The sequence below is a fragment of the Pseudomonas xanthosomatis genome, assembly GCF_019139835.1.
GTDB lineage: Bacteria > Pseudomonadota > Gammaproteobacteria > Pseudomonadales > Pseudomonadaceae > Aquipseudomonas > Aquipseudomonas fakonensis.
Map to the genome: position 1 here is coordinate 1,712,852 of NZ_CP077075.1, position 21,028 is coordinate 1,733,879.

23 protein-coding genes are annotated in these 21,028 nt (G+C 65.1%); 10 read left to right on the forward strand and 13 right to left on the reverse strand.

Going from position 1 to position 21,028, the window contains the following annotated elements; genetic code table 11:
* The first annotated feature begins 22 nt into the window (after nucleotides 1-22).
* Nucleotides 23-424, forward strand: a complete 402-nt coding sequence (locus KSS93_RS07625; RefSeq protein WP_217887772.1) for a nuclear transport factor 2 family protein — start codon at nucleotides 23-25, stop codon at nucleotides 422-424.
* On the opposite strand, the gene KSS93_RS07630 is transcribed toward KSS93_RS07625, so the two are convergent.
* Nucleotides 417-1,289: a helix-turn-helix domain-containing protein gene (locus tag KSS93_RS07630; RefSeq protein ID WP_217887773.1), complete on the reverse strand. Its 873-nt coding sequence runs from the start codon at nucleotides 1,287-1,289 to the stop codon at nucleotides 417-419. The genes KSS93_RS07625 and KSS93_RS07630 overlap by 8 nt on opposite strands.
* A gap of 226 nt (nucleotides 1,290-1,515) precedes the next feature.
* Between KSS93_RS07630 and KSS93_RS07635 the strand changes: the two genes are divergently transcribed.
* Nucleotides 1,516-2,418: a DMT family transporter gene (locus tag KSS93_RS07635; RefSeq protein ID WP_217887774.1), complete on the forward strand. Its 903-nt coding sequence runs from the start codon at nucleotides 1,516-1,518 to the stop codon at nucleotides 2,416-2,418.
* 263 nt (nucleotides 2,419-2,681) lie between these two features.
* Here KSS93_RS07635 and KSS93_RS07640 read toward each other — a convergent pair whose 3' ends face one another.
* On the reverse strand, nucleotides 2,682-3,656 hold the full coding sequence (locus tag KSS93_RS07640) for a 2-hydroxyacid dehydrogenase (RefSeq protein ID WP_217887775.1): 975 nt from the start codon (nucleotides 3,654-3,656) through the stop codon (nucleotides 2,682-2,684).
* A 120-nt stretch (nucleotides 3,657-3,776) separates the two neighbouring features.
* A complete protein-coding gene (locus KSS93_RS07645) occupies nucleotides 3,777-4,724 on the reverse strand; it encodes a LysR family transcriptional regulator (protein WP_217841843.1) in 948 nt (315 codons plus the stop codon).
* Nucleotides 4,725-4,904: 180 nt separating this feature from the next.
* On the opposite strand from KSS93_RS07645, the gene KSS93_RS07650 reads away from it, so the two are divergent.
* The 4 genes from KSS93_RS07650 to KSS93_RS07665 are packed head-to-tail and all read left to right on the forward strand — an operon-like array spanning nucleotide 4,905 to nucleotide 9,663.
* Nucleotides 4,905-6,431, forward strand: coding sequence for an efflux transporter outer membrane subunit (locus KSS93_RS07650; RefSeq protein ID WP_217887776.1), 1,527 nt, complete (start codon nucleotides 4,905-4,907; stop codon nucleotides 6,429-6,431).
* Nucleotides 6,428-8,605, forward strand: coding sequence for an FUSC family protein (locus tag KSS93_RS07655; RefSeq protein WP_217887777.1), 2,178 nt, complete (start codon nucleotides 6,428-6,430; stop codon nucleotides 8,603-8,605). Before KSS93_RS07650 ends, KSS93_RS07655 begins: the two co-directional genes overlap by 4 nt.
* Nucleotides 8,595-8,795, forward strand: coding sequence for a DUF1656 domain-containing protein (locus KSS93_RS07660; RefSeq protein WP_008097766.1), 201 nt, complete (start codon nucleotides 8,595-8,597; stop codon nucleotides 8,793-8,795). The genes KSS93_RS07655 and KSS93_RS07660 overlap by 11 nt, the downstream gene beginning before the upstream one ends.
* A 10-nt stretch (nucleotides 8,796-8,805) precedes the next feature.
* A complete protein-coding gene (locus KSS93_RS07665; protein ID WP_217887778.1) occupies nucleotides 8,806-9,663 on the forward strand; it encodes an efflux RND transporter periplasmic adaptor subunit in 858 nt (285 codons plus the stop codon).
* 298 nt (nucleotides 9,664-9,961) lie between these two features.
* Here the strand turns inward: KSS93_RS07665 and KSS93_RS07670 are convergent, their stop codons facing one another.
* The 5 genes from KSS93_RS07670 to KSS93_RS07690 all read right to left on the reverse strand — a co-directional run bounded on the left by KSS93_RS07670 (nucleotide 9,962) and on the right by KSS93_RS07690 (nucleotide 12,359).
* A complete protein-coding gene (locus KSS93_RS07670) occupies nucleotides 9,962-10,216 on the reverse strand; it encodes a DUF3077 domain-containing protein (protein WP_217887779.1) in 255 nt (84 codons plus the stop codon).
* Nucleotides 10,217-10,232: 16 nt separating this feature from the next.
* Complete coding sequence (locus tag KSS93_RS07675; protein WP_217887780.1) at nucleotides 10,233-10,466, reverse strand: hypothetical protein; 234 nt, start codon at nucleotides 10,464-10,466, stop codon at nucleotides 10,233-10,235.
* Nucleotides 10,467-10,984: 518 nt separating this feature from the next.
* Nucleotides 10,985-11,482, reverse strand: a complete 498-nt coding sequence (locus tag KSS93_RS07680; protein WP_217887781.1) for a type II toxin-antitoxin system YhaV family toxin — start codon at nucleotides 11,480-11,482, stop codon at nucleotides 10,985-10,987.
* Nucleotides 11,479-11,805: a type II toxin-antitoxin system PrlF family antitoxin gene (locus KSS93_RS07685; protein ID WP_217887782.1), complete on the reverse strand. Its 327-nt coding sequence runs from the start codon at nucleotides 11,803-11,805 to the stop codon at nucleotides 11,479-11,481. Before KSS93_RS07685 ends, KSS93_RS07680 begins: the two co-directional genes overlap by 4 nt.
* A 107-nt stretch (nucleotides 11,806-11,912) precedes the next feature.
* Nucleotides 11,913-12,359 (reverse strand): universal stress protein, encoded by a 447-nt coding sequence (locus KSS93_RS07690; RefSeq protein WP_217887783.1) that lies wholly within the window; start codon nucleotides 12,357-12,359, stop codon nucleotides 11,913-11,915.
* Nucleotides 12,360-12,588: 229 nt separating this feature from the next.
* Between KSS93_RS07690 and KSS93_RS07695 the strand changes: the two genes are divergently transcribed.
* From KSS93_RS07695 to KSS93_RS07710, 4 genes are all read left to right on the forward strand, one after another.
* Entirely contained in the window at nucleotides 12,589-13,494 is a 906-nt protein-coding gene (locus tag KSS93_RS07695) for a LysR family transcriptional regulator (RefSeq protein ID WP_217887784.1), read from the forward strand.
* A 227-nt stretch (nucleotides 13,495-13,721) separates the two neighbouring features.
* Nucleotides 13,722-15,263 (forward strand): MFS transporter, encoded by a 1,542-nt coding sequence (locus tag KSS93_RS07700; protein ID WP_217887785.1) that lies wholly within the window; start codon nucleotides 13,722-13,724, stop codon nucleotides 15,261-15,263.
* A 28-nt stretch (nucleotides 15,264-15,291) separates the two neighbouring features.
* Nucleotides 15,292-16,353 (forward strand): HlyD family secretion protein, encoded by a 1,062-nt coding sequence (locus KSS93_RS07705; protein ID WP_217887786.1) that lies wholly within the window; start codon nucleotides 15,292-15,294, stop codon nucleotides 16,351-16,353.
* Between the two features lie 59 nt (nucleotides 16,354-16,412).
* The gene (locus KSS93_RS07710; RefSeq protein WP_217888694.1) at nucleotides 16,413-17,843 is read left to right on the forward strand and encodes an efflux transporter outer membrane subunit; all 1,431 of its coding nucleotides are present in this window, start codon (nucleotides 16,413-16,415) and stop codon (nucleotides 17,841-17,843) included.
* 505 nt (nucleotides 17,844-18,348) lie between these two features.
* Here KSS93_RS07710 and KSS93_RS07715 read toward each other — a convergent pair.
* The 5 genes from KSS93_RS07715 to KSS93_RS07730 form a co-directional block, all read right to left on the reverse strand.
* Entirely contained in the window at nucleotides 18,349-18,762 is a 414-nt protein-coding gene (locus tag KSS93_RS07715; protein WP_217887787.1) for a hypothetical protein, read from the reverse strand.
* A complete protein-coding gene (locus KSS93_RS26780) occupies nucleotides 18,762-18,905 on the reverse strand; it encodes a DUF6402 family protein (protein WP_225917358.1) in 144 nt (47 codons plus the stop codon). Before KSS93_RS26780 ends, KSS93_RS07715 begins: the two co-directional genes overlap by 1 nt.
* Nucleotides 18,906-18,936: 31 nt before the next feature.
* The gene (locus tag KSS93_RS07720) at nucleotides 18,937-19,449 is read right to left on the reverse strand and encodes a PAAR domain-containing protein (RefSeq protein WP_217887788.1); all 513 of its coding nucleotides are present in this window, start codon (nucleotides 19,447-19,449) and stop codon (nucleotides 18,937-18,939) included.
* A gap of 105 nt (nucleotides 19,450-19,554) precedes the next feature.
* On the reverse strand, nucleotides 19,555-20,367 hold the full coding sequence (locus KSS93_RS07725; RefSeq protein ID WP_217887789.1) for an SDR family oxidoreductase: 813 nt from the start codon (nucleotides 20,365-20,367) through the stop codon (nucleotides 19,555-19,557).
* Between the two features lie 132 nt (nucleotides 20,368-20,499).
* Complete coding sequence (locus tag KSS93_RS07730; protein ID WP_217887790.1) at nucleotides 20,500-20,964, reverse strand: multidrug transporter; 465 nt, start codon at nucleotides 20,962-20,964, stop codon at nucleotides 20,500-20,502.
* Between the last annotated feature and the right edge of the window lie 64 nt (nucleotides 20,965-21,028).

The following is a 21,028-nucleotide window of genomic DNA, read 5'->3' on the forward strand; positions in this document are numbered from 1 at the left end:
TCAGGAATGGGGTGCGTCGAAAATGGATGAGCAGAGCAAGGTACCTGGTGTTGTGAATCAATATGTCGAGGGGTGGGTGTCGCGAGATGCAACAGGGCTTGCCAGCACATTCAGCGCCGATGGCATCTATATCGACGACCCCCATCCTCGGCTGGGGCGGGATACGTTGGCTAACTTTCTACACAGTGTCTCGTGGCGCAATTTTCCCGACATGACGTTCACAACCGTGAGCGTTTATGGCGATGGCCACCGGTTTACCTGGGAATGGATCATGCACGTGACGGGCAGTGGTGTGATCGCGGGGTCCGAAGGCAAGAAGATCGCCGTTCCCGGTGTGGACTTGCTTGAGCTGCGGGACGGTCTGGTGTGCAGGGCGATCACCTACTTCGATCGCAAAGCCCTGTGGGATGCGGTTCTCAGCTAAACGCCGCCCGGTACGCCCCGGGCGTATCGCCCAGCGCCTGGCGGAAGCGGTTGCTGAAATGGCTGGCACTGGCAAACCCGCACAGCAGCGCCACCTGCCCCAGCGGCAATTCGCCCAGGCGCAGCAACCGGCAGGCCTGGTGCAGCCGGCGCGCCAGCAGGTACTGGTGCGGCGGCAGGCCGAAGCTTGTACGGAACATCCGCGCAAAATGGTATTCGGACAGGTTGCAGCGCAGCGCCAGATCGCCCAGGGTCAGCGGCTGGTCGAGGTTGGCCTCGATGTAGTCCACCAGTTGCCGGCGCTGATGCGGCGCCAGCCCGCCCTTGAGCCGCAGCCCCTGGCGCAGGCCGGCCTGGTGCAGCACGGCGTGGTCGATGATGGCGTGCGCCAGGCTGCTTGCCAGCAGGCGCTCGCCGGGCTCGGCCCAGTGCAGGGTCACCAGTTGGCGAAAGCGTGCGGCTTGTTGCGGGTCATCGAGAAAGGTTGCTTCGTGCAGTTGCATCTCCCGCGGCTCGCGGTCCAGCAGGCGGGTGCAGCCCAGGGCGAACTGCGCCTCGCTGACGTACAGGTGGGCCAGGCGGATCGCGCCGTTGACCACCCAGTTGGACTCGTGGCCTGCGGGCATGATGCACAGCTTGTCGGGCGAGCCTTTGTCAGAGGGCTTCTGCCGGCGGAAGGTGCCGGTGCCGTCGGCGATATAGCACGACAGGGTGTGGTGGCTGGGCGCCTGGTAGTCACGGGCATCGTCGCGGTTGCTCCACAACGCTGCCGCCAGGCCGTCGCCCAGCTGCGCGCTCAGCTCCAGCCGGGCGTTGGGCGAGGCGTGCATGGCGTTGAAGACTTGCAGGTGGTCGAGTGCGGGCATGGAGGGTTCCTCTGACGCACATCCTACTGCGCCGATGGCCCGGTGACAGCTACCGGGTGAGCAAAAGCGCAAGTTTGTGCAAGCGCAGAGGATGCGCAGGCGCAAGACTCAGTACCCAACCCTATGGCCGTTTCGCGGGCAAGCCCGCTTCCACAGGATGGCTGCATAACCTGTGGGAGCGGGCTTGCCCGCGAAAGGGCCGGCCCTGGCAATTGAGGTACCCACCATGAACCTGTCGCTGTACCTGCTCACCGTGCTTATCTGGGGCACCACCTGGATCGCCCTGAAACTGCAACTGGGGGTGGTCGCCATCCCGGTGTCGATCGTCTACCGCTTCGCCCTGGCCGGGCTGATCCTGTTCGGCATTTTGCTGCTTACCCGGCGCCTGCAGCCGATGAACCGGCGCGGCCACCTGGTGTGCCTGGCCCAGGGTTTTTGCCTGTTCTGCGTCAACTTCATGTGCTTCTTAACGGCCAGCCAGTGGGTCGCCAGCGGTTTGATCGCCGTGGTGTTCTCCACCGCTACGCTGTGGAACGCGCTGAACGCGCGGATTTTCTTCGGCCAGAAGATCGCCGCCAACGTGCTCGCCGGCGGCTCCATGGGCCTGGTCGGGCTGGGGCTGTTGTTCTGGCCCGAGCTCAGCCACCACAGTGCCAGCCGCGAAACCCTCTACGGCCTGGGCCTGGCGCTGCTCGGCACGCTGTGCTTCTCGGCCGGCAACATGCTCTCCAGCGTGCAGCAAAAAGCCGGGCTCAAGCCCATGACCACCAATGCCTGGGGCATGCTCTACGGCGCGTCGATGCTGGCGGTGTATTGCCTGTTCAGCGGCATCCCGTTCGCCATGGAATGGAACACCCGTTACATCGGCTCGCTGCTCTATCTGGTGATCCCGGGGTCGGTGATCGGCTTTACCGCCTATCTCACGCTAGTCGGCCGCATGGGGCCGGAGCGGGCGGCCTATTGCACCGTACTGTTCCCGTTGGTGGCGCTGAACGTGTCGGCCTATGCCGAGGGCTATGTGTGGACGGCGCCGGCTTTGCTGGGGCTGGTGGCGGTGATGGCGGGCAATGTGCTGGTGTTTCGCAAGCCAGTGGGCAAGGCCCAGGTGGCGCTTGCCCGACCGCGCTAAGTGGTGCGTAAGGACCTGGGCCGGCGGCGCCAGCTCAGGTGAGCCGTGTGGGCTTCATCGCCGGCAAGCCGGTTCTCATAGAACAAAACACAACTCATTGATTTAGCAGGGTCCTGTGGGAGCGGGTTTACCCGCGAACACCGGCGAAGCCGGTGCCATCTAGCGCGGCGCCTGCCTCGCGGCTAAAGCCGCTCCTACAGGGATTGCACAAGCTTCAGGCCAGTGCCGTACCTATAGCAGCCGGCTTGCCGGCGATAGGGCCCTCAGCCTTTCCAAACCTGCGGGTTCACCAGGTCCTGCGGCCGCTCGCCCAGCAATGCTGCACGCAGGTTCTGCATCGCCCGGTTGGCCATGGCTTCGCGGGTTTCGGCGGTGGCCGAGCCGATGTGCGGCAGGGTCAGGGCATTGGGCAGCTTGAACAGCGGCGAATCGCTCAGGGGTTCTTTTTCGTACACATCCAGGCCGGCGCCACGAATGGTGCCGTTTTGCAGTGCTTCGACCAGCGCTGCTTCATCCACCACCGGCCCACGGGCGATGTTGATCAGGAACGCGCTGGGCTTCATCAGCTTCAGCTCGCGGGCGCCGATCAGCTTGCGCGTGGCATCGGACAGCGGCACCACGATGCAGACGAAATCAGCCTCGGCCAGCAACTGCTCGAGGCTGCGGTACTGTGCGCCGAGTTCCTGCTCCAGTGCTGTCTTGCGGCTGTTGCCGGCGTACAGGATGTTCATGTTGAAACCGAAGCGCCCGCGGCGGGCCACGGCGGCGCCGATGTTGCCCAGGCCGACGATGCCCAGGGTCTTGCCGTGCACGTCGCTGCCAAAATGCGCCGGGCCCACGGTGGCCTGCCATTGGCCGGCCTTGGTCCAGGCGTCCAGCTCGGCGGTACGCCGGGCGCAGCCCATGATCAGCGAAAAGCCAAGGTCTGCCGTGCTTTCGGTAAGCACGTCGGGGGTGTTGGTCAGGGCGATGCCGCGCTCGTTGAAGTAGTCCAGGTCGTAGTTGTCGTAGCCCACCGACACGCTGGACACTACCTCAAGCTTGCCTGCGCCTTCGAGCTGCGCGCGGCCAAGCTTGCGGCCAACGCCGATCAGGCCGTGGGCCTGGGGCAGGGCTTCGTTGAACTGGGCGTTGATGTCGCCCAGTTTCGGGTTGGGCAGGATCACGTTGAAGTCTTGCTGCAGGCGTTCGGCCATGGCGGGGGTGATGCGGCTGAAGGCCAGGACGGTCTTTTTCATCGGGCGGCTTCTCGTACGCGGCGGGTAGGGCCCCATCGCGGGGCAAGCCCTTGCCCCGCGATGGACGGTGTCATTGCTTAGCAACCTACCATTGTCCCCGGCCCCAATGCACCGGCTTTTTCAATTGGCGATGTGCAGCTCGTGGGTCTTCAGGTCGGCCTCGTGCGCGGCGAGAATCTCCGGCAGCGAGTTGCGCAGGTACTCGACCCAGGTCTTGATCTTCGCATCCAGGTACTGGCGCGAGGGGTAGATGGCGTACAGGTTCAGCTCCTGCAGGCGGTACTCCGGCAGGATGCGCACCAGGCTGCCGTCGCGCAGGCCGTCGATGGCCGAGTAGATCGGCAGCACGCCCACGCCCATGCCGGCGCGGATTGCAGTCTTCATGGCATCGGCCGAGTTCACCTGGAACGGCGAGCTGGTGATGTTGACCATCTCCTGCCCTTCGGGGCCGTCGAACAGCCATTTTTCCAGCGGGATCACCGGGCTGACCATGCGCAGGCACGAATGCTTGAGCAGGTCGGCCGGGCGGTTGGCGAAGCCGTTGCGCGCCACGTAGGCGGGCGATGCGCAGACGATGCTGTAGGTGATGCCCAGGCGCTGCGAGACGAACCCCGAGTCGGGCAGCTCGGTAGCCAGCACGATGGACACGTCGTAGCCCTCTTCGAGCAGGTCGGGCACGCGGTTGGCCATGGTCAGGTCGAAGGTCACGTCCGGGTGCGAGTCGCGGTAGCGGGTGATGGCATCGACCACGAAGTGCTGGCCCACCCCGGTCATCGAATGCACCTTCAACTGCCCGGCGGGGCGGGCGTGGGCATCGCTGGCCTCGGCTTCGGCTTCTTCGACGAAGGTGAGGATCTGTTCGCAGCGCATCAGGTAGCGCTTGCCTGCCTCGGTCAGCGCAATGCGCCGGGTGGTGCGGTTGAGCAGGCGGGTTTGCAAGTGGGCTTCCAGGTTGGAGACCGCCCGCGACACGTTGGCGGTGGTCGTATCCAGTTGCGCCGCGGCAGCGGTGAAGCTGCCGAGCTGGGCTACGCAACTGAAAGCACGCATGTTTTGCAGGGTGTCCATGGGTCACTCTCGGTTTAGAGGACAAAATTGTGACATGAAGTGGCGGGAATGCCTTTCCTACCAAAGCCGGATTATCGCTGTTTTGGTAACAAAGATTCGCAGGAATATGCGCTTATCGCCAATGAAACCCGCCCCTAGAATTGCCCGGCCCCTCCACCTCTTCCTCGGGAAATCGCAGCTGTGCCGCGTCGCAACGTCAGAGCGCTCCAAGCGCTCAGTGCCTGTGCCCTTTGTTTCACCTTGAGCGGCTGTATCGGAACCTGGGGTATCGCCCCGCAAAGCAAGACCCTTAAGGCCAACCAACTCGCCACCGACGACGCAATCCGCGAGGCTGCCCGTGATGCCCACTGGCCCGCCCAGCAGTGGTGGCGCGCCTATGGCGACCCGCAGTTGAACGACTGGGTTTCCCAGGCCCTGGCCGGCAGCCCCACTCTCGCCATGGCCGCGGCCCGGGTGCGCGAGGCCAAGGCCCTGGCCGGGGTGGTGGAGTCGGCAGAACAACTCCAGGCCAACGGCACGGCCACACTCAAGCGCCACAACTGGCCCGAGGATCAGTTCTACGGCCCGGGCGCGTTGTCTGGCGCCAACACCTGGGACAACAACGCCGCCATCGGTTTCAGCTACGCGCTGGACCTGTGGGGCCGCGAGCGCAATGCCAGCGAACAGGCCGTGGACCAGGCGCACATGAGCGTTGCCGAGGCGCGCCAGGCCCAGCTGGAGCTGGAAAACAACGTGGTGCGCAGCTACATCCAGCTGAGCCTGCACTATGCCCGGCGCGATATCGTGCTGGCCGAACTCGCCCAGCAGGAGCAGATCGTCGCCCTGGCCAAGCGCCGCCTGGACGGCGGCATCGGCACCCATTTCGAAGTGAGCCAGGCCGAAGCGCCGCTGCCGGAAACCCGCCGCCAGCTCGACAGCCTCAATGAAGAAATCGCCCTGACCCGCAACCAGCTGGCCGCCCTGGCCGGCAAGGGGCCGGGGGAGGGCGCCAGGTTGCAGCGCCCGGCCCTGAGCCTCGGCGCGCCGCTGGCGCTGCCATCGAACCTGCCCGCCGAACTGGTCGGCCAGCGCCCCGACGTGGTCGCCAGCCGCTGGCAGGTGGCGGCCCAGGCCCGCGGAATCGACGTGGCCCACGCGGGCTTCTTCCCCAACGTCGACCTGGTCGGCAGCCTCGGCTTCATGGCCACCGGCGGCGGCCCGCTGGAATTTCTGACCGGGCGCAAGTTCAACTACAACGTGGGCCCGGCCATCAGCTTGCCGATCTTCGACGGCGGCCGCCTGCGCTCGCAACTGGGCGTGGCTTCGGCCGGCTATGACCTGGCCGTGGCCCGCTACAACCAGACAGTGATCGGTGCGCTGAAGAACATCTCCGACCAGTTGATCCGCCGCGAGTCGATGCAGGAGCAGGCGCACTTCGCCGCACAAAGCGTCGCCGCTGCGCAGAAGACCTACGACATCGCCACCGTCGCCTTCCAGCGCGGGCTTACCGACTACCTCAACGTGCTCAACGCGCAGACTTTGCTGTTCCGCCAGCAGCAGGTGCAGCAGCAAGTGCAGGCTGCACGCCTGGTGGCCCATGCCGAACTGGTCACCGCTTTGGGTGGCGGCCTGCAAGCCGGCGACGACGTCCCAGACGAGCAACACCAGGCAGCGCCGAAAACCCCAACCGCGCTGACCCTGTTCGACAAGGCGGGCCGCACCCGATGAGCAGTTCAAGCCTGCCCCTGCGCTGGCTGCACAGCCTGGAATGGCGCCGGGGCTTCTTTGCCTGGGCGCGCACCGACGGCGTCACCTGGGTGTACATCTTCAAGGTGCTGGCCGCCGCCTTCATCACCCTGTGGTTGGCCATGCGCCTTGAGCTGCCGCAGCCGCGCACGGCGATGATCACCGTGTTCATCGTGATGCAGCCGCAAAGCGGCCATGTGTTCGCCAAGAGTTTCTACCGGGTGCTCGGCACGTTGGCAGGCTCGGCGATGATGGTGGCGCTGATTGCGGTCTTCCCGCAGAACACCGAGCTGTTCCTGCCCAGCCTGGCGCTGTGGGTGGGCCTGTGTTCGGCCGGTGCCATGCGCTACCGCACCTTCCGCGCCTATGGCTTCGTGCTGGCCGGCTACACCGCAGCGATGATTGGCTTGCCGGTGCTGCAGCACCCCGACCAGGCGTTCATGGCGGCAGTGTGGCGGGTGCTGGAAATTGCCTTGGGCATTCTGGTGTCGACCTTCGTCAGCGCGGCGATACTGCCGCAGTCGGCCAGTGCCGCCATGCGCAACGCCCTGTACCAGCGCTTCGGCACCTTCGCCGGGGTGGTGGTGGAGGCCCTGCGTGGCGACAGCCAGCGCGACCGTTACGAAACCAGCAACGTACGTTTCGTGGCCGAAGCCGTGGGCCTTGAAAGCCTGCGCAACGTCACCGCTTTCGAAGACCCGCACATGCGCCGGCGCTCTGGCCGGCTGGTGCGCATGAACAGCGAGTTCATGGCCATCACCACCCGTTTCAACGCCCTGCACCGCCTGCTGGAGCGCCTGCGCGCACGTGGCCCCTTGCAGATTGTCGGGGCTATCGAGCCGGGCCTGGCGACCCTTGCCGAATTGCTCGAGCCCTACGTGGGCCGGGCGCTGACCGATGCCGACGCACTGCGCCTGGCGCTGGAGCTGGGCACCTACAAGGAAGGCTTGCAAGCCCAGGTGCGCGGCCTGCGCGCCGAGTACCTGGCCACCGAACCCAGCGAGGCCGACCTGCTGGACTTCCACACCGCTTTCGAACTGCTGTACCGCTTCGTCGACGAGATGTTCAGCTACGCCGAAACCCACGCCTCCCTCGCCGCCCATACCCACGAGCGCGAGCAGTGGGACGAGCCCTATGTGGCCCAGACCAGCTGGCTGGTGTCGCTGGCCGCCGGGGTGCGGGCGTCTGCGGTGCTGTTGCTGCTGGGCAGCTACTGGCTGCTCAGCGACTGGCCCAGCGGCGCCATGATGACCCTGATCGCCACGGTCACCGTGGGCCTGTCGGCGGCCTCGCCGAACCCCAAGCGCATGGCGTTCCAGATGGCCTGCGGCACCGCCATCGGCGCCTTCGTCGGGTTCTTCGAGACCTTCTTCGTGTTCCCCTGGATCGACGGTTTTCCGTTGCTGTGCATGGTGCTGGCGCCGGTGTTCGTGCTTGGCGCCTTCCTCGCCTCGCGCCCGGCCTACGCCGGCTACGGCCTGGGCCTGCTGGTGTTCTTCGCCATCGGCTCGGTGCCCAACAACCTGACGGTGTACGACCCCTACAGCTTCATCAACGACTACATCGGCATGGTCATCGGCATGTTCGTCTGCGCCGCGGCCGGGGCGATCATCCTGCCGCCCAACAGCCGCTGGCTGTGGAGCCGCCTGGAGCAGGAGCTGCGCGAGCAGGTGCTGTTCGCCATCAGCGGGCGCCTGCGTGGCCTGGGCTCGGCCTTCGAAAGCCGCACCCGCGACCTGCTGCACCAGGCCTATGGCCTGGCCGCCGGCCAGCCGAAGGTGCAGAGCGAGCTGATGGGCTGGATGTTCACGGTGCTGGAGATCGGCCACGCGGTGATCGAGCTGCGCAAGGAGCAGGCCCGCGCGCCGGTGCACCCGGCCTACGCCGAAAGCCAGCCGTGGCGCCAGGCCATCCGCGTCATGGGCCGGGCGCTGGCGCGTTTGTTCCTGCAGCCCAGCGCCAGCAACCACGAACGCGCCCTGGTGGCGGTGGACCACGCCATCAGCCGCGTGCAGGCCACCGACGAGCCCTTCGCCCGGCACTTCGACACCTCGGTGCTGCGCCGGGCGCAGAGTTACCTGCATTTCATCCGCACTTCGCTGCTCGACCCTCAGTCGCCACTGTCTCCGGCCAAAGGACTGCACCATGCCCCGTGAAATCGCCTTCCATGGCGTGTACATGCCCACCATGACCTTGATGTTCCTGTTCGCCTTGGGCCTGGCCTGGGGGCTGGACCGCTTCATCGCAAGCCATGACGGCTACCGCTTCTTCTGGCACCCGGCGCTTTTGCGCCTGAGCCTGTTCGTCTGCCTGTTCGGCGCCCTGGCGCTGTCGCTCTACTGGTGAGAAACCTTCGATGAAAAAGTTCTTCAGCCTGATCGCCACCCTGCTGGTGCTGACTGCTGCCGTGGTGATCGGCCGGCAGTTGTGGCTGCACTACATGACCACCCCCTGGACCCGCGACGGGCGCGTGCGCGCCGACATCATCAACGTGGCCGCCGATGTGCCGGGCTATGTGGTGGATGTGCCGGTAAAAGACAACCAGCAGGTGAAAAAGGGCGACGTGCTGATGCGCATCGACCCCGAGCACTACCAACTGGCAGTGGACCAGGCCAAGGCCATGGTCGCCTCGCGCAAGGCCACCTGGGAGATGCGCAAGGTCAACGCCAGGCGCCGCGCCGACATGGACAACCTGGTGATCTCCAAAGAAAACCGCGACGACGCCAGCAACATCGCAAGCTCGGCCCTGGCCGACTACCAGCACGCCCAGGCCGAGCTGGCCGCCGCCGAGCTGAACCTCAAGCGCACCGAAATCATCGCTACCGTCGATGGCTACGTGACCAACCTGAACATCCACAAAGGCGACTACGCCCGTACCGGCGAGGCGGTGATGGCGGTGGTGGATGAGCATTCGTTCTGGGTGTATGGCTTTTTCGAAGAGACCAAGCTGCCCCACGTGAAGGTGGGCGACAAGGCCGAGCTGCAGATGATGAGCGGCGAGCGCCTGACTGGCCACGTGGAGAGCATCGCCCGTGGCATCTACGACCGCGACAACCCGCAAAGCCGCGAGTTGGTCGCCGATGTGAACCCGACCTTCAACTGGGTGCGCCTGGCCCAGCGGGTGCCGGTGCGCATTCACATCGATGAAGTGCCCGAGGGGTATCTGCTGGCGGCGGGCACGACTTGTACCGTGGTGGTCAAGCCGGGCGAGTGATTGCCTGTACCGGCCTCATCGCCGGCAAGCCGGCTCCTGCGCAGCTAACGCCGTGGGAGCGGGCTTGCCCCGCGATGGCGGCCTTGAACTCTCATAGAACAAAACACAACTCATTGATTTAGCAGGGTCCTGTGGGAGCGGGTTTACCCGCGAACACCGGCGAAGCCGGTGCCAGACTCCGCGTCGCTTGCTTCGCGGTGGTCCGGCACTCCGGTAAACCCGCTCCCACAGGATATGTGGCGCCCTCACGAATTCTGTTCTCTGCGCGACAGCGCAGCCCGAAGGGCTGGGTGATCTCCTACGAATCGCGCCCTCGGCCAGCTTCCACATCATCCATCACCGCCTTGGCCATATCGCTCAGCAAGTGCGCCCCCCAACCCAGGTTCGCCTCGCCATCGGTGGCCGCCAGCAGGGTCATGCGTTTCACACAGGTCATGATCGCCGAGGCCTGCTCCATCGCAAGCTTTGCATCCTGCCCGGGCTGCACCCGAAACAGCGGCTGCTCACCATCGCCATAACCGAAGCCGGTCACGCCGGCTGTCTTGTCGTTCATCTTGATCACTCCCTTGTCAGTGCCTGACCTGGATCTTGCCCAGGGCGGTTTCCACCAGCGTGCTGGCGGCTTCGAGCTCGTGCATGGTCGCCAGCGACAGGCCACGGCCTGACGAGGTGGCTTGCAGCAGGGCGTTCTGGTGGGTGACCGCGATGGCGCTGAACAGCCGTTCGGAAATCTGGATCAGCAGGTCTTCGAGGAGGGTTGAGAGTTCGGGGGAAAGGGGTGGGTCGGGGACTATCTTCAGCATGGCAATGCTCCTGACGTAGTTGGAGCTGCCACCAAGCGCGGCTAAACGAATGGGTGGCAGCTGTACGCGGGTTAGCCGACCGGGACGTCAGGCACCCGGCGCACCCGAAGGTGCCCCGCGCACAGTTGCCATGAAGCGCCGCTACCGATTGCTCGGTACCGAATTGGCAGTGCTGTGTCCGACGTGTTGCGAGCGGCTAAGCCCGGTCGTTGAATGGGCAACGACCCGGCGAGACTAGGGCGCGATCGGAGGCACAGCAATGGCCTGAAAGGGGCTGGGAGTATGTTTGGGAAATGGACTACAGGGAATGGGGAAAGTCTGATGGAAATTGGCTTTTTGCATCGTTTCCAGAGCAGGTGAGGAGAAACCTCATATGCCTATGTTGATGCTCTTCGATGTGTTTGTAGGAAATGGACTTCAAAGCATAAAAAGAATGGCCCCGCAAAAGCGGGGCCATTGATACGTACCTAGCGTCATCACCGGCATGACCAGAAAGGTAGAACAGAGCTGAGGCGCTGTTAGCGAGTGAGCGAAGAGTTGAGCCTATCTGACGCGGCTGTGGCTTCTTGCAGTAATTGATCCCAGTCGTCAGGTGGATGCCCGGAGCCCAACATTCTGCGGAATACCTTGTAGGCATCACCACTGCTTTCGTAAGCGCGTTTGCAGTCATCATCGTTTACCCAAACCAACACAATGATCTTGCTTGAGGCGTGGTAGCGGAAAAACAGTCGGTACTGTTGAAAGAACTTCGCACGGAACCAGTGCTTGTGTTCTGCACCCAATGTGCCGCCCAAGCGATAGACCGGGCTGCCGGGGGCCTGCGCAATGACGTCGAATGCCAGCCGTCTTATGGCTCCCAATCGCTTCGCAGCGTTCTTTCTTAAGTACCCGACCGGGTCTTTCTTCTGAAGCGCTTCGACTTCATCGATTAGCGCCTCTAACTGATCCAGAAACAGGGGATGGGCGAACACGCTCCACCCATGCACGCAAAGAGGTTTGCGCCTCGCTTCTGTCATTCATCATCCGCCGAAAGTGGTTGGTCGAGATCAATATCAACGCCGCCTACCAGTGCATCCAGGCGAGCGACGAGCTGCGCATCGACAACCTTCAATCGTTGAGGATTTGTGGCGATATCCCGGGCCAGAAATTCCATGAACTGCCCCACGACGGGGTCGTCCTCGGTTGCCTCTGCACGGGTGAGTATTACCTCTCCGCCTGGGCGAATCGAGTAATGGATCTTGTCACGTTTTTTCAAGCCCAACGCGCGTCGCACGGTTTCCGGGACGGTCGTCTGGTAGCGCTCGGTAAGCGTCGACTCGACATCGAAAGTGGTTGCCATGGTCAGTTCATCCGCGATGGGTAATGCAGGCAAGGTAATGCGATTGCATTACCTGGTCAATGCAGTTGCATTACTTCATGCGCCTTGCCTGATGAAAGGTCCGCAGTTCAGGCCGAGCCCACCAACACCGGCACCTGAACCCGGTCAATCACCTTGGCACTGATCGACGGGTCCAGCAGCCTGCCGAGCCGGGACAGATGCCGGTGCCCCATGATGATCAGCTCGCACTCAAGCTCCCGGGCCTTGGCAACGATGGCTTCCACCGGTTGCCCTGCGACCATGCAGCCGAGGCTGTCGAAGCCGGCTTCGCGCAGGGCGCGCACGGCGGTGGCGACGGCGCGTTCGGCCAGTTGCTGTTCGTCGCAGGCGGCGGGGTATTCCTCAAGCTCCTGCTCGGTGTAGGCCTTGGGCTGGTCGTGCACGGCGAAGGTGCTGTCGATGGCCAGCAGCACGTGCAGGGTGTGCTCGCCGGGGCGGCAGTAGCGCTGTGCGAGGGTGAGCAGAGCGGCGGCGGCGGGGGAGGCGTCGATGGCGATCAGGACGGAGTGGGGCATGGGGTTTCCTTACAGGGTCCAGGCAGGTCGGGCCCCATCGCCGGCAAGCCGGCTCCTACAAGGAGATGCGCTGCCTGTAAGGGCCGGCATGCCAGCGATGAAGGTCAGCGCATTCTCGATGCATTGACCCCCGCAAATAAATGGCCCCCCACGCACGGCGCCATTGCGTCTGACGCAATCCGGCAACCTGCTACCATCGCGTTTCCCACAGCAGTCACGGAAAACTGCCATGCAACTCCCGGACATGAACCTGCTCGTCGCCCTCGATGCCCTGCTCGACGAGGGCAGTGTGGTTGGCGCCGCCCAGCGCATGAACCTGAGCCCGGCAGCCATGAGCCGCACCCTGGGGCGCATTCGCGATGCCATGGGCGACCCGATCCTGGTGCGCGCCGGCCGCGGCCTGGTGCCCACGCCCCGGGCGCTGGCCCTGCGCGACCAGGTGCGGCTGCTGGTGGAGCAGGCCGGGCAGGTGTTTCGCAGTGGCGACGAGGTGGACCTGGCCAACCTCGACCGCGCGTTCAACATTCGCACCAACGACCTGTTCATCGCCCTGTACGGCGCCCGCTTGCTGCACATGATGATGGCCGAGGCGCCGAACACCGTGCTGCGCTTTGTGCCTGAGCACCAGGGCGACGACGACCTCGTACTGCGCAACGGGCAGATCGACCTGGTGGTGAGTTCGAGCATCGAGCTGGTGCCGGAAATCAAGGTGCAGAGCCTGTTCGACACCTGGTTCGTCGGCCTGGCGCGGGCCGACCACCCGATCTTCGACGATCAAATCACCCCGGAGCGTTTTGCCATATACCCGCAGATCAGCGTGTCGCGGCGCGGGCGGGCCAACGGGCCGATCGATGTGGAACTGGGCACCCACGGCGTGCAGCGGCGGGTGGCGTTGATTACCCCGAGTTTCCATTCGGCGATGTTCTCGTTGCCCGAATCCGACCTGATTCTGCCGATGCCGGCGAACATTCTCGGCAGCGTGACCAAGTTCGGCTTGCCGCTGCGTTCGTTCGAGATCCCGGTGCCGCTGGAGAAGGTGCGGGTGATGCAGGCCTGGCACCCCAGGTTCGACAACGACCCGGCGCACCGCTGGTTGCGCAGGACCATGAAGGCCTGTTGTGGCGGTGAGCCTTGAAACCGGTGTCGCCTGCTTCGCGGGTAAACCCGCTCCCACAGGTTTGGCGGTGTTCCAGAAAATTGCGCGGTCCCTGTGGGAGCGGGTTTACCCGCGAAGCAGGCGACACCGATTAATGCTGGATTGCGTCTGACGCAACATAAACCTTCCAACAAGTCGCTTTCCGTCAGCATTCGGCCTTCTTAGACTTGCCCCAGCCAAAAATTTGTTGCTGGAGATGTCTTCCCATGAGTTCCCTGACCGCGCCCTCTGCCGCGCTGGCCGCCGCCCCCGCGCCGGCCGCCCCTGCGCAGACGGCGTTTGGCGTGCAGGTGGTGGTGGGGTTGTTCGGCGTGTTGCTGGCGGTGCTGTGCGCCGGGCTCAACGAGGCGGTGACCAAGATCTCGCTGAACGACATCCGCGGCGCCATGGGTATCGGCGCCGACGAGGGCGCCTGGCTGCTGGCGGTGTACAGCGCCGCCTCGGTGTCGGCCATGGCCTTTGCACCGTGGCTGGCCACCACCTTTTCCTTGCGCCGCTTCACCATGACCGCCGTCGGCCTGTTCGCCGTGCTCGGCCTGCTGCAACCCTTCGCCCCCAACCTGCACAGCCTGATGCTGCTGCGCGTGTTGCAGGGCTTCGCCTCGGGTGCCTTGCCGCCGATGCTGATGAGCGTGGCACTGCGCTTTCTGCCGCCGGGCATCAAGGTGTATGGCCTGGCCTGCTATGCGCTGACCGCCACCTTCGGCCCCAACCTGGGCACGCCGCTGGCGGGGCTGTGGACCGAGTACATCGGCTGGCAGTGGGCGTTCTGGCAGATCATCCTGCCGTCGCTGGTGGCCATCGCCTGCGTCGGCTGGGGCCTGCCCCAGGACCCGCTGCGCCTGGAGCGCTTCAAGCAGTTCGACTGGCGCGGCGTGCTGCTGGGCCTGCCGGCCATCAGCTGCATCGTGCTGGGCTTGTCCCTGGGCGACCGCTGGGGCTGGTTCGATTCGCCCCTGATCTGCTGGCTGCTGGGCGGCGGCCTGCTGTTGCTGGTGTTGTTCATGTTCAACGAATGGTCCGAGCCGCTGCCGTTCTTCCAGTTGCGCATGCTTGGCCGGCGCAACCTGAGCTTCGCCCTGGTGACCCTCGCCGGGGTGCTGATCGTGCTCTCGGGCGTGGGCAGCATTCCGTCGGCGTACCTGGCGCAAATCCAGGGCTACCGCCCGGCGCAGACCAGCCCGCTGATGATGCTGGTGGCCATGCCGCAACTGATCGCCCTGCCGCTCACCGCGGCGCTGTGCAACATCCGTGCGGTGGACTGCCGCTGGGTGCTGGCGCTGGGCCTGGCGATGCTGGCGGCCTCGTGCGTGGGCAGCAGCCTGCTGACCTCGCAGTGGATTCGCGGCGACTTCTACCCCTTCTATCTGCTGCAGGTGTTCGGCCAGCCGATGGCGGTGCTGCCGCTGCTGATGCTCTCGACCAACGGCATGACCCCGCAGGAAGGCCCGTTCGCCTCCAGCTGGTTCAACACCGTGAAGGGCCTGGCGGCGGTGATTGCCGGTGGCCTGCTCGACGCCCTGGGCACCCTGCGCCGGCATTTTCATTCCAACCACCTGGTGGACAGCCTGGGCAATGCGCCGCTGATCGACGACAACGCTGCGAATCTGGCCAGGCGCATCCACGACCAGGCGCTGGTGCTGACCTCTGCCGACCTTTACCTGGTGATGGCGTGCATCGCCGTTGCCTTGATCTGCCTGATTCCCTTCGTGCCTACCCGGGTCTACCCACCGCGTGCGGTGGTTTGAGCCTGTGGATGAATTCGAGAAACGCAAAATGACCCCCAACCGCAAAACGCTTTTCATCGGCTCGGTACTGGCCGTGGCCGTGCTGGCCGCCATCGCCGGCCCCTGGCTGTTCGGCAGCGACCAGCGCCAGAGCACCAACGATGCCTATGTAACCGCCGACTACACCGTGGTGGCGCCCAAGGTTGCAGGTTTCATCAAAGAGGTGCTGGTGGAGGACAACCAGCAGGTCAAGGCCGGCCAGTTGCTGGCAACCATCGACGACCGCGACTACCAGGCCGCCCTCGACGCAGCCCAAGCCCAGTTGCTGGTGGCCAAGGCCCAGAGCCTGGATGCCCGCGCCACCCTGGAGCGCCAGGCGGCGCTGATTGCCCAGGCCGAGGCCGCGGTCAAAGCTGCCCAGGCCGAAGTGGCCTTCGCCGACCATGAGGTGGGCCGCTACAGCCGCCTGGCCGAGCAGGGCGCCGGCACCGTGCAGAATGCCCAGCAGGCGCGCAGCCGGGTCGACCAGGCCCGGGCGCGGCTGGCCAACACCCAGGCCGCGTTGCTGGCCACGCGCAAGCAGGTGGATATTCTCACTGCCCAGGTGGCCAGTGCCGACGGCCAGCTCAAGCGCGCCGAAGCGGGCCTGGAAAAGGCCCAGCTGGACCTGTCCTACACCCACATCAGCGCCCCGGTGGACGGCATGGTCGGTGAGCGTGCGCTGCGCGTGGGCGCCTACGTCAACCCCGGCGCACGGTTGCTGTCGGTGGTGCCGCTGGCGCGCGCCTACATCGTCGGCAACTTCCAGGAAACCCAGCTGACCCATGTGCAGCCGGGCCAATCGGTGACCATCAGCGTCGATACCTTTGCCGGCGAAAAGCTTCATGGCCACGTCGAGAGCATCGCCCCGGCCACCGGGGTGACCTTCGCTGCGGTGAAGCCCGACAACGCCACCGGCAACTTCACCAAGGTGGTGCAGCGCATTCCGGTGAAAATCGTCTTCGACGACGGCCAGCCGCTGCTCGAGCGCCTGCGGGTGGGCATGTCGGTTGAAGCGACCATCGATACCCAGGGTGACCAGTTGGCGGGTAAAGAGGTGACCGCGCGATGAGCGGCCAGGTTAAACATGTTGAGAACGTCGGGGCTTGTAGGAGCGGCCTTGTGCCGCGAATGGGGCGCGCAGCGGCCCCGGCATTACTGGCCGCGCTGCTGGCCGGCTGCACCCTCGGCCCGGACTTCCAGCGCCCGGCCACCGAAGCCCCGAACGACTGGGCCGCCCTGCAAGGCGAAGCCGCCGCCAGCCAACCGGTGGCCGAACCCCTCGAACTGCGCTGGTGGGACAGCTTCCACGACGCGCAGCTCAGCGCGCTGATCCAGAAGGTCGCCGAGCGCAATCTCGACCTGCAGATGGCCAGCGCCCGCCTGCTGCAAAGCCGTGCCCTGCGCGGCACCGTGGCCGCCGATGAAGCACCGTCGGTGAATGCGAACGCCGGCTACAGCCGCGCGCGCAACAGCGCCGAAGGCCTCAACGACCCGTCGGGCAAGGCCGGTAAAGAAGCCTACAACCTGTGGCAGGGCGACCTGGTCGCGGGCTGGGAACTCGACCTGTGGGGCCGCGTGCGTCGCCAGGTCGAGGCGGCTGATGCCAGCGTCGAGGTAGCGGAGAACGACCGCAACGGCGTGCTGCTGGCGCTGCTTGCGGAGACCGCCGGCAACTACATTCAGCTGCGCGCCGTGCAGCACACCCTGCAAGTGACCGAAGACAACCTCAAGGTCGCCCGGCACAGCCTGAAGCTCTCCGAAGACCGCCAGGCCGAAGGCGTCGCCACCCGGCTCGACGTGGCCCAGGCCAGCGCCCAGGTGGCCTCGATCGAGGCCCGCCTGCCAACCCTTGAGGCCCGCCGCGACGACCTGATCAACGCCTTGAGCCTGCTCGCCGCCGAACCGCCGCGCAGCCTGCAGGCCCAGTTGCAGCAGGCCGGCGACTTGCCGGCGCCGCAACAGCGCTTCGCCATCGGCGTGCCGTCGGAGCTGGCCGAGCGCCGCCCCGACATTCGCCAGGCCGAAGCCCGCCTGCACGCCGCCACCGCCAGCATCGGCGTGGCCAAGGCCGACTTTTACCCGAGCATTCGCCTGTCGGGCAGTGTCGGCTTCCAGGCCATGCAACTGTCGGACTTCGGCGGTTGGGATTCGCGCCGCTTCGCCTTCGGCCCGCAGCTGTCGTTGCCGATTTTCGAAGGCGGGCGGCTCAAGGGCACGCTGCAACTGCGCGAGGCGCAGCAGCAGGAAGCGGCGCTGAACTACCGCAAGGTGGTGCTCGGCGCCTGGCATGAGATCGACGACGTGCTGCGCCTGTACAACGCCAGCCAGCTGCGCCGCGACCATTTGGCCGAAGCCGTGCGGCAGAACCGCATCGCCCTGGAAACCGCCCAGCGCCAGTATGTGGAAGGCGCGGTGGACTTTCTCAACGTGCTGACCGTGCAGTCGGCGCTGCTGGACAGCGAGGAGCAGTGGATCGACAGCTCGGCCGCCGTGTCGCAGGCGCTGGTGGGGTTGTACAAGGCCCTGGGTGGCGGCTGGCAGGCATTCGACAAGGTTTGATGGCTACCGCATCACCTCCAGCGCTGCGATGCACTAGGAGATCACCCAGCCCTCGGGGCTGCGCGGTCGTGCAGAGAACTAGTCTCGCAGAGGCACCGCGCCCTGTGGGAAGCGGCCTTGTGTCGCGATGGGCTGCGCAGCAGCCCCGGCAATTTTGCATGAAGCCGAGATCTTGGGGCCGCTTCGCGCCCCATCGCGACACAAGGCCGCTTCCCACGGGAACCTTGTTAAATCAATAGCTTGTGGTTTGTTCTGTGAGAGCCGGCTTGCCGGCGATGAGGCCAGCCCAGGCAACACAGCCCGCTAGCCTGGCACCGGCGTTGCCGGTGATCGCCAGCAAGCTGGTTCCGACAAACGTTCAGTCGTTGTCGAAGATCGTGTATGGCGTATTGCTGATGAACAGGTTCTGCCAGAGCTCTCGCCATTGCGGCCCTCCCCAGTGTGGCAGCCGACCCGGATTTTTCTTCATGCGGTGCTCCAGGTCTGGCTGAGCGGCAAAAGCCAATCAGTTTGGAAAAACGGTGTACGGCGTGTTGCTGATGAATAAATTCTGCCAACTCTCCTGCCAGTCAGGCATCGCGATATCAAAGTCTTTCTTTTCTTTGTGGAACGTGAGCCATCGAATACCCACCCCGTCTTCATACTCACGGCTACCCATGTCTACCGATTCCCAATCGTAGAGTGGCGACCGATAGACCTCCTTGGGGTCATTGATGTTGACCACGCGCAGGTAGCCCTTGGCACTGGCAATGAACAGTGGGCCGCCAACTTTTACGTTTTCGAGCCTGTATTTTCCTGATGGGCTGATTGTCTCGATCCAAGGTTCAAGCTGTGTCTGCCGAATAGCCTCGGCTATCAGCACGAGCAGAAAGCCGGCAATCAGGGCGACGGCTTTCTGGGGGCGACTGAGACGTTTCATTATTTGACCTTGATAGTGACGGGAGACGCCAGTGGCTTGTAATAGATATCCGAAAACACACGAAAATCTCCGCCTTTTTTCTGTAGTTCACGGTATTTTGCGAAGCTGCCATTGGTGACCAGAAAATATCGGGCTTCCTGAATTTCCCGGTAACGGGCTTGCCATGCCGGGTCCTTAGGCGAGTACCACTTCCGTTTGCGGTTCGAATTCCAGGTGCACGGCTTGCGCTTGCGAAGAGCCGATGGTCTGGGTGCGGCCTTTGCTGTCGGTGATGCCCTTGAGCACCCGGCCGGAGGCGGTGGTCAGGGTGTAGGCGCGCCCGGCCAGGGGTTCGCCGGTGTCGGCGCACTGCAGGGCGAAGTGTTCGTTGAAGTGCCTGGGCATCGGCGCCAGGCCACTGAACGGGGCAGGGGTGACGGTGCTGCCGACCAATACCGTGCCGGCGCCGCTGATGATGCTGCCACCATGGCTGGTGGGGCTGCCAAGGTAGGCCACCGGCTGGCCGTTGACGAACACCGTGGGCATGCCCTGGGTGATCGCGCCGCCGCAGGCGCAGGCATGGCCGACGGTGGCCACCGGCATGCCCTCGGCGATCACGTCGCCGGAGCCGGCGGCAATCGGGTTGGGGACGTGGCCGGGAATCGGGCAACTGTGGGTGTCACTGACGCGGGCAGCGGGTTTTGCCATGGCCGAAAGTCCTTTTCGTCGGGGCGGCCCCCCGTGGGCCGGATCAAACCATGGTAAACCTGGGGCAAGGCATTTTGATATCAGGGAGCGGCTTACACACCTGGCTCAAAGCGGGCGCAACAAGCCAAAGCGCTTGCGCAGCACCCAGTCGAGCAAGCGCTGCGGCAGCAGCCGTGCCATCAGCGGCAGGGCGGTGCTGCCATTGCCGATACGCACCAGTGCCGGCACCGGCGACTTGCGCGTGGCGGCCAGCAACCCTTGGGCGAACACCGCTGCCGGGGTGGGGCGGTCTTGCGAGGCGCGGGCGCGGGCCTGTACCTGCTCGCGCAGCGGCCACCACGGCGAATCGGCGGCCAGCACCTGCTCGGCTTGCTGCTGGGCGTTGCTGGCGAACTGCGAGGCGATGGCGCCGGGCTGCACTTCCATCACGCGGATGCCGAACGGCGCCAGTTCCAGGCGCAGGGCGTCACACAGGCCATGTACGGCGGCTTTCGAGGCGCAGTAGGCGCCGGCGAACGGGGTTACCAGCACGCCGGAGACGCTGCCGATGTTCACCACCAGCCCGCGCGAGCGACGCAGCAGCGGGAACAGCGCGCGGGTTACGCCGACCACGGCGAACACGTTGGTTTCGAACTGCTGGCGCATGGCGTCGACGCCGCCGTCCAGCAGCGGGCCCATGGCGCCGTAGCCGGCGTTGTTGATGAGCATGTCCAGTTGCGGCAGTTCTTCGGCCAGGCGGGTCAGGGCGTCGGCATCGTTGACGTCCAGTTGCCGGGCGGTGAAGCCGGCGGCGTTCAGCTGTTCGACATCCTGCTGCTTGCGGGCGGTGGCCCATACATCGTGGCCGGCATCGCGGAAGGTGTCGGCCAGGGCGCGGCCGATGCCGCTGGAACAACCGGTGATGAGGACGGTGGGCATGGAGGGGGCCTGTTGTCTGGAGGTTTTGATGTTGGCTGTGCTGGCCTCTTCGCGGGCAAGCCCGCTCCTACAGGGATTGCGCAGTCCTGTGGGAGCGGGCTTGCCCGCGAAGAGGCCAGTACAGGCAATACATTAGTTGGCGAATGTACCTTGCAGGTGCTCGGCACGAAACTCCAGGGTTTGCGGCCGGTACCCCGAGCGCAGCGGCGGCAGCGGCAGGCAGTCGCTCCACTCGCGGCCCGGCTGCAATTCGCCGGGGCCCCGGTAGCGCGGCGCGGCGTAGGTGTTCTCGGCCAGGTTCACGGTGTCGCCGGGGGCATAGGCCGCCACGCGCCAGCGCAGCTCGGTGAGCGGCGCCTTGTTGCCGTTTTTCATGCGTACCTGCAGCGCGCGGTCGGCGGGGCACTGGTCGGGGGCGTAGCTCAGGCGGATGTCCAGGCGGGCCAGTTGCGAGGCTTCGCGGGTGTCCTGCCAGACCACCCCCAGCGCCACCAGCCCCAGGCCGCACACGGCCGCCAGCGAGATTGGCAATGCCTTGGCCGGGTAGCGCAGCAGCAGGACCAGCCAGGTCAGGATGAGCAGAGCGCCGATGATCATGGTGGGCAGGCCTTGGTGGCGGGGGTTCGATCATCCTAGCGGGAAATGGGGTGGGGCTCAAAAG

Coding starts and splice junctions, on each gene's coding strand:
- KSS93_RS07630 (WP_217887773.1), bottom strand. CDS start 1,289: ATGCCCGCACTCGACCACCTGCAAGTCTTCAACGCCATGCACGCCTCG.
- KSS93_RS07635 (WP_217887774.1), top strand. CDS start 1,516: ATGAACCTGTCGCTGTACCTGCTCACCGTGCTTATCTGGGGCACCACC.
- KSS93_RS07625 (WP_217887772.1), top strand. CDS start 23: ATGGATGAGCAGAGCAAGGTACCTGGTGTTGTGAATCAATATGTCGAG.
- KSS93_RS07665 (WP_217887778.1), top strand. CDS start 8,806: ATGAAAAAGTTCTTCAGCCTGATCGCCACCCTGCTGGTGCTGACTGCT.
- KSS93_RS07710 (WP_217888694.1), top strand. CDS start 16,413: ATGGGGCGCGCAGCGGCCCCGGCATTACTGGCCGCGCTGCTGGCCGGC.
- KSS93_RS07660 (WP_008097766.1), top strand. CDS start 8,595: ATGCCCCGTGAAATCGCCTTCCATGGCGTGTACATGCCCACCATGACC.
- KSS93_RS07655 (WP_217887777.1), top strand. CDS start 6,428: ATGAGCAGTTCAAGCCTGCCCCTGCGCTGGCTGCACAGCCTGGAATGG.
- KSS93_RS07725 (WP_217887789.1), bottom strand. CDS start 20,367: ATGCCCACCGTCCTCATCACCGGTTGTTCCAGCGGCATCGGCCGCGCC.
- KSS93_RS07675 (WP_217887780.1), bottom strand. CDS start 10,466: ATGCTGAAGATAGTCCCCGACCCACCCCTTTCCCCCGAACTCTCAACC.
- KSS93_RS07695 (WP_217887784.1), top strand. CDS start 12,589: ATGCAACTCCCGGACATGAACCTGCTCGTCGCCCTCGATGCCCTGCTC.
- KSS93_RS07715 (WP_217887787.1), bottom strand. CDS start 18,762: ATGAAACGTCTCAGTCGCCCCCAGAAAGCCGTCGCCCTGATTGCCGGC.
- KSS93_RS07720 (WP_217887788.1), bottom strand. CDS start 19,449: ATGGCAAAACCCGCTGCCCGCGTCAGTGACACCCACAGTTGCCCGATT.
- KSS93_RS07680 (WP_217887781.1), bottom strand. CDS start 11,482: ATGACAGAAGCGAGGCGCAAACCTCTTTGCGTGCATGGGTGGAGCGTG.
- KSS93_RS07730 (WP_217887790.1), bottom strand. CDS start 20,964: ATGATCATCGGCGCTCTGCTCATCCTGACCTGGCTGGTCCTGCTGCTG.
- KSS93_RS07685 (WP_217887782.1), bottom strand. CDS start 11,805: ATGGCAACCACTTTCGATGTCGAGTCGACGCTTACCGAGCGCTACCAG.
- KSS93_RS07705 (WP_217887786.1), top strand. CDS start 15,292: ATGACCCCCAACCGCAAAACGCTTTTCATCGGCTCGGTACTGGCCGTG.
- KSS93_RS07670 (WP_217887779.1), bottom strand. CDS start 10,216: ATGAACGACAAGACAGCCGGCGTGACCGGCTTCGGTTATGGCGATGGT.
- KSS93_RS07640 (WP_217887775.1), bottom strand. CDS start 3,656: ATGAAAAAGACCGTCCTGGCCTTCAGCCGCATCACCCCCGCCATGGCC.
- KSS93_RS07645 (WP_217841843.1), bottom strand. CDS start 4,724: ATGGACACCCTGCAAAACATGCGTGCTTTCAGTTGCGTAGCCCAGCTC.
- KSS93_RS07700 (WP_217887785.1), top strand. CDS start 13,722: ATGAGTTCCCTGACCGCGCCCTCTGCCGCGCTGGCCGCCGCCCCCGCG.
- KSS93_RS07690 (WP_217887783.1), bottom strand. CDS start 12,359: ATGCCCCACTCCGTCCTGATCGCCATCGACGCCTCCCCCGCCGCCGCC.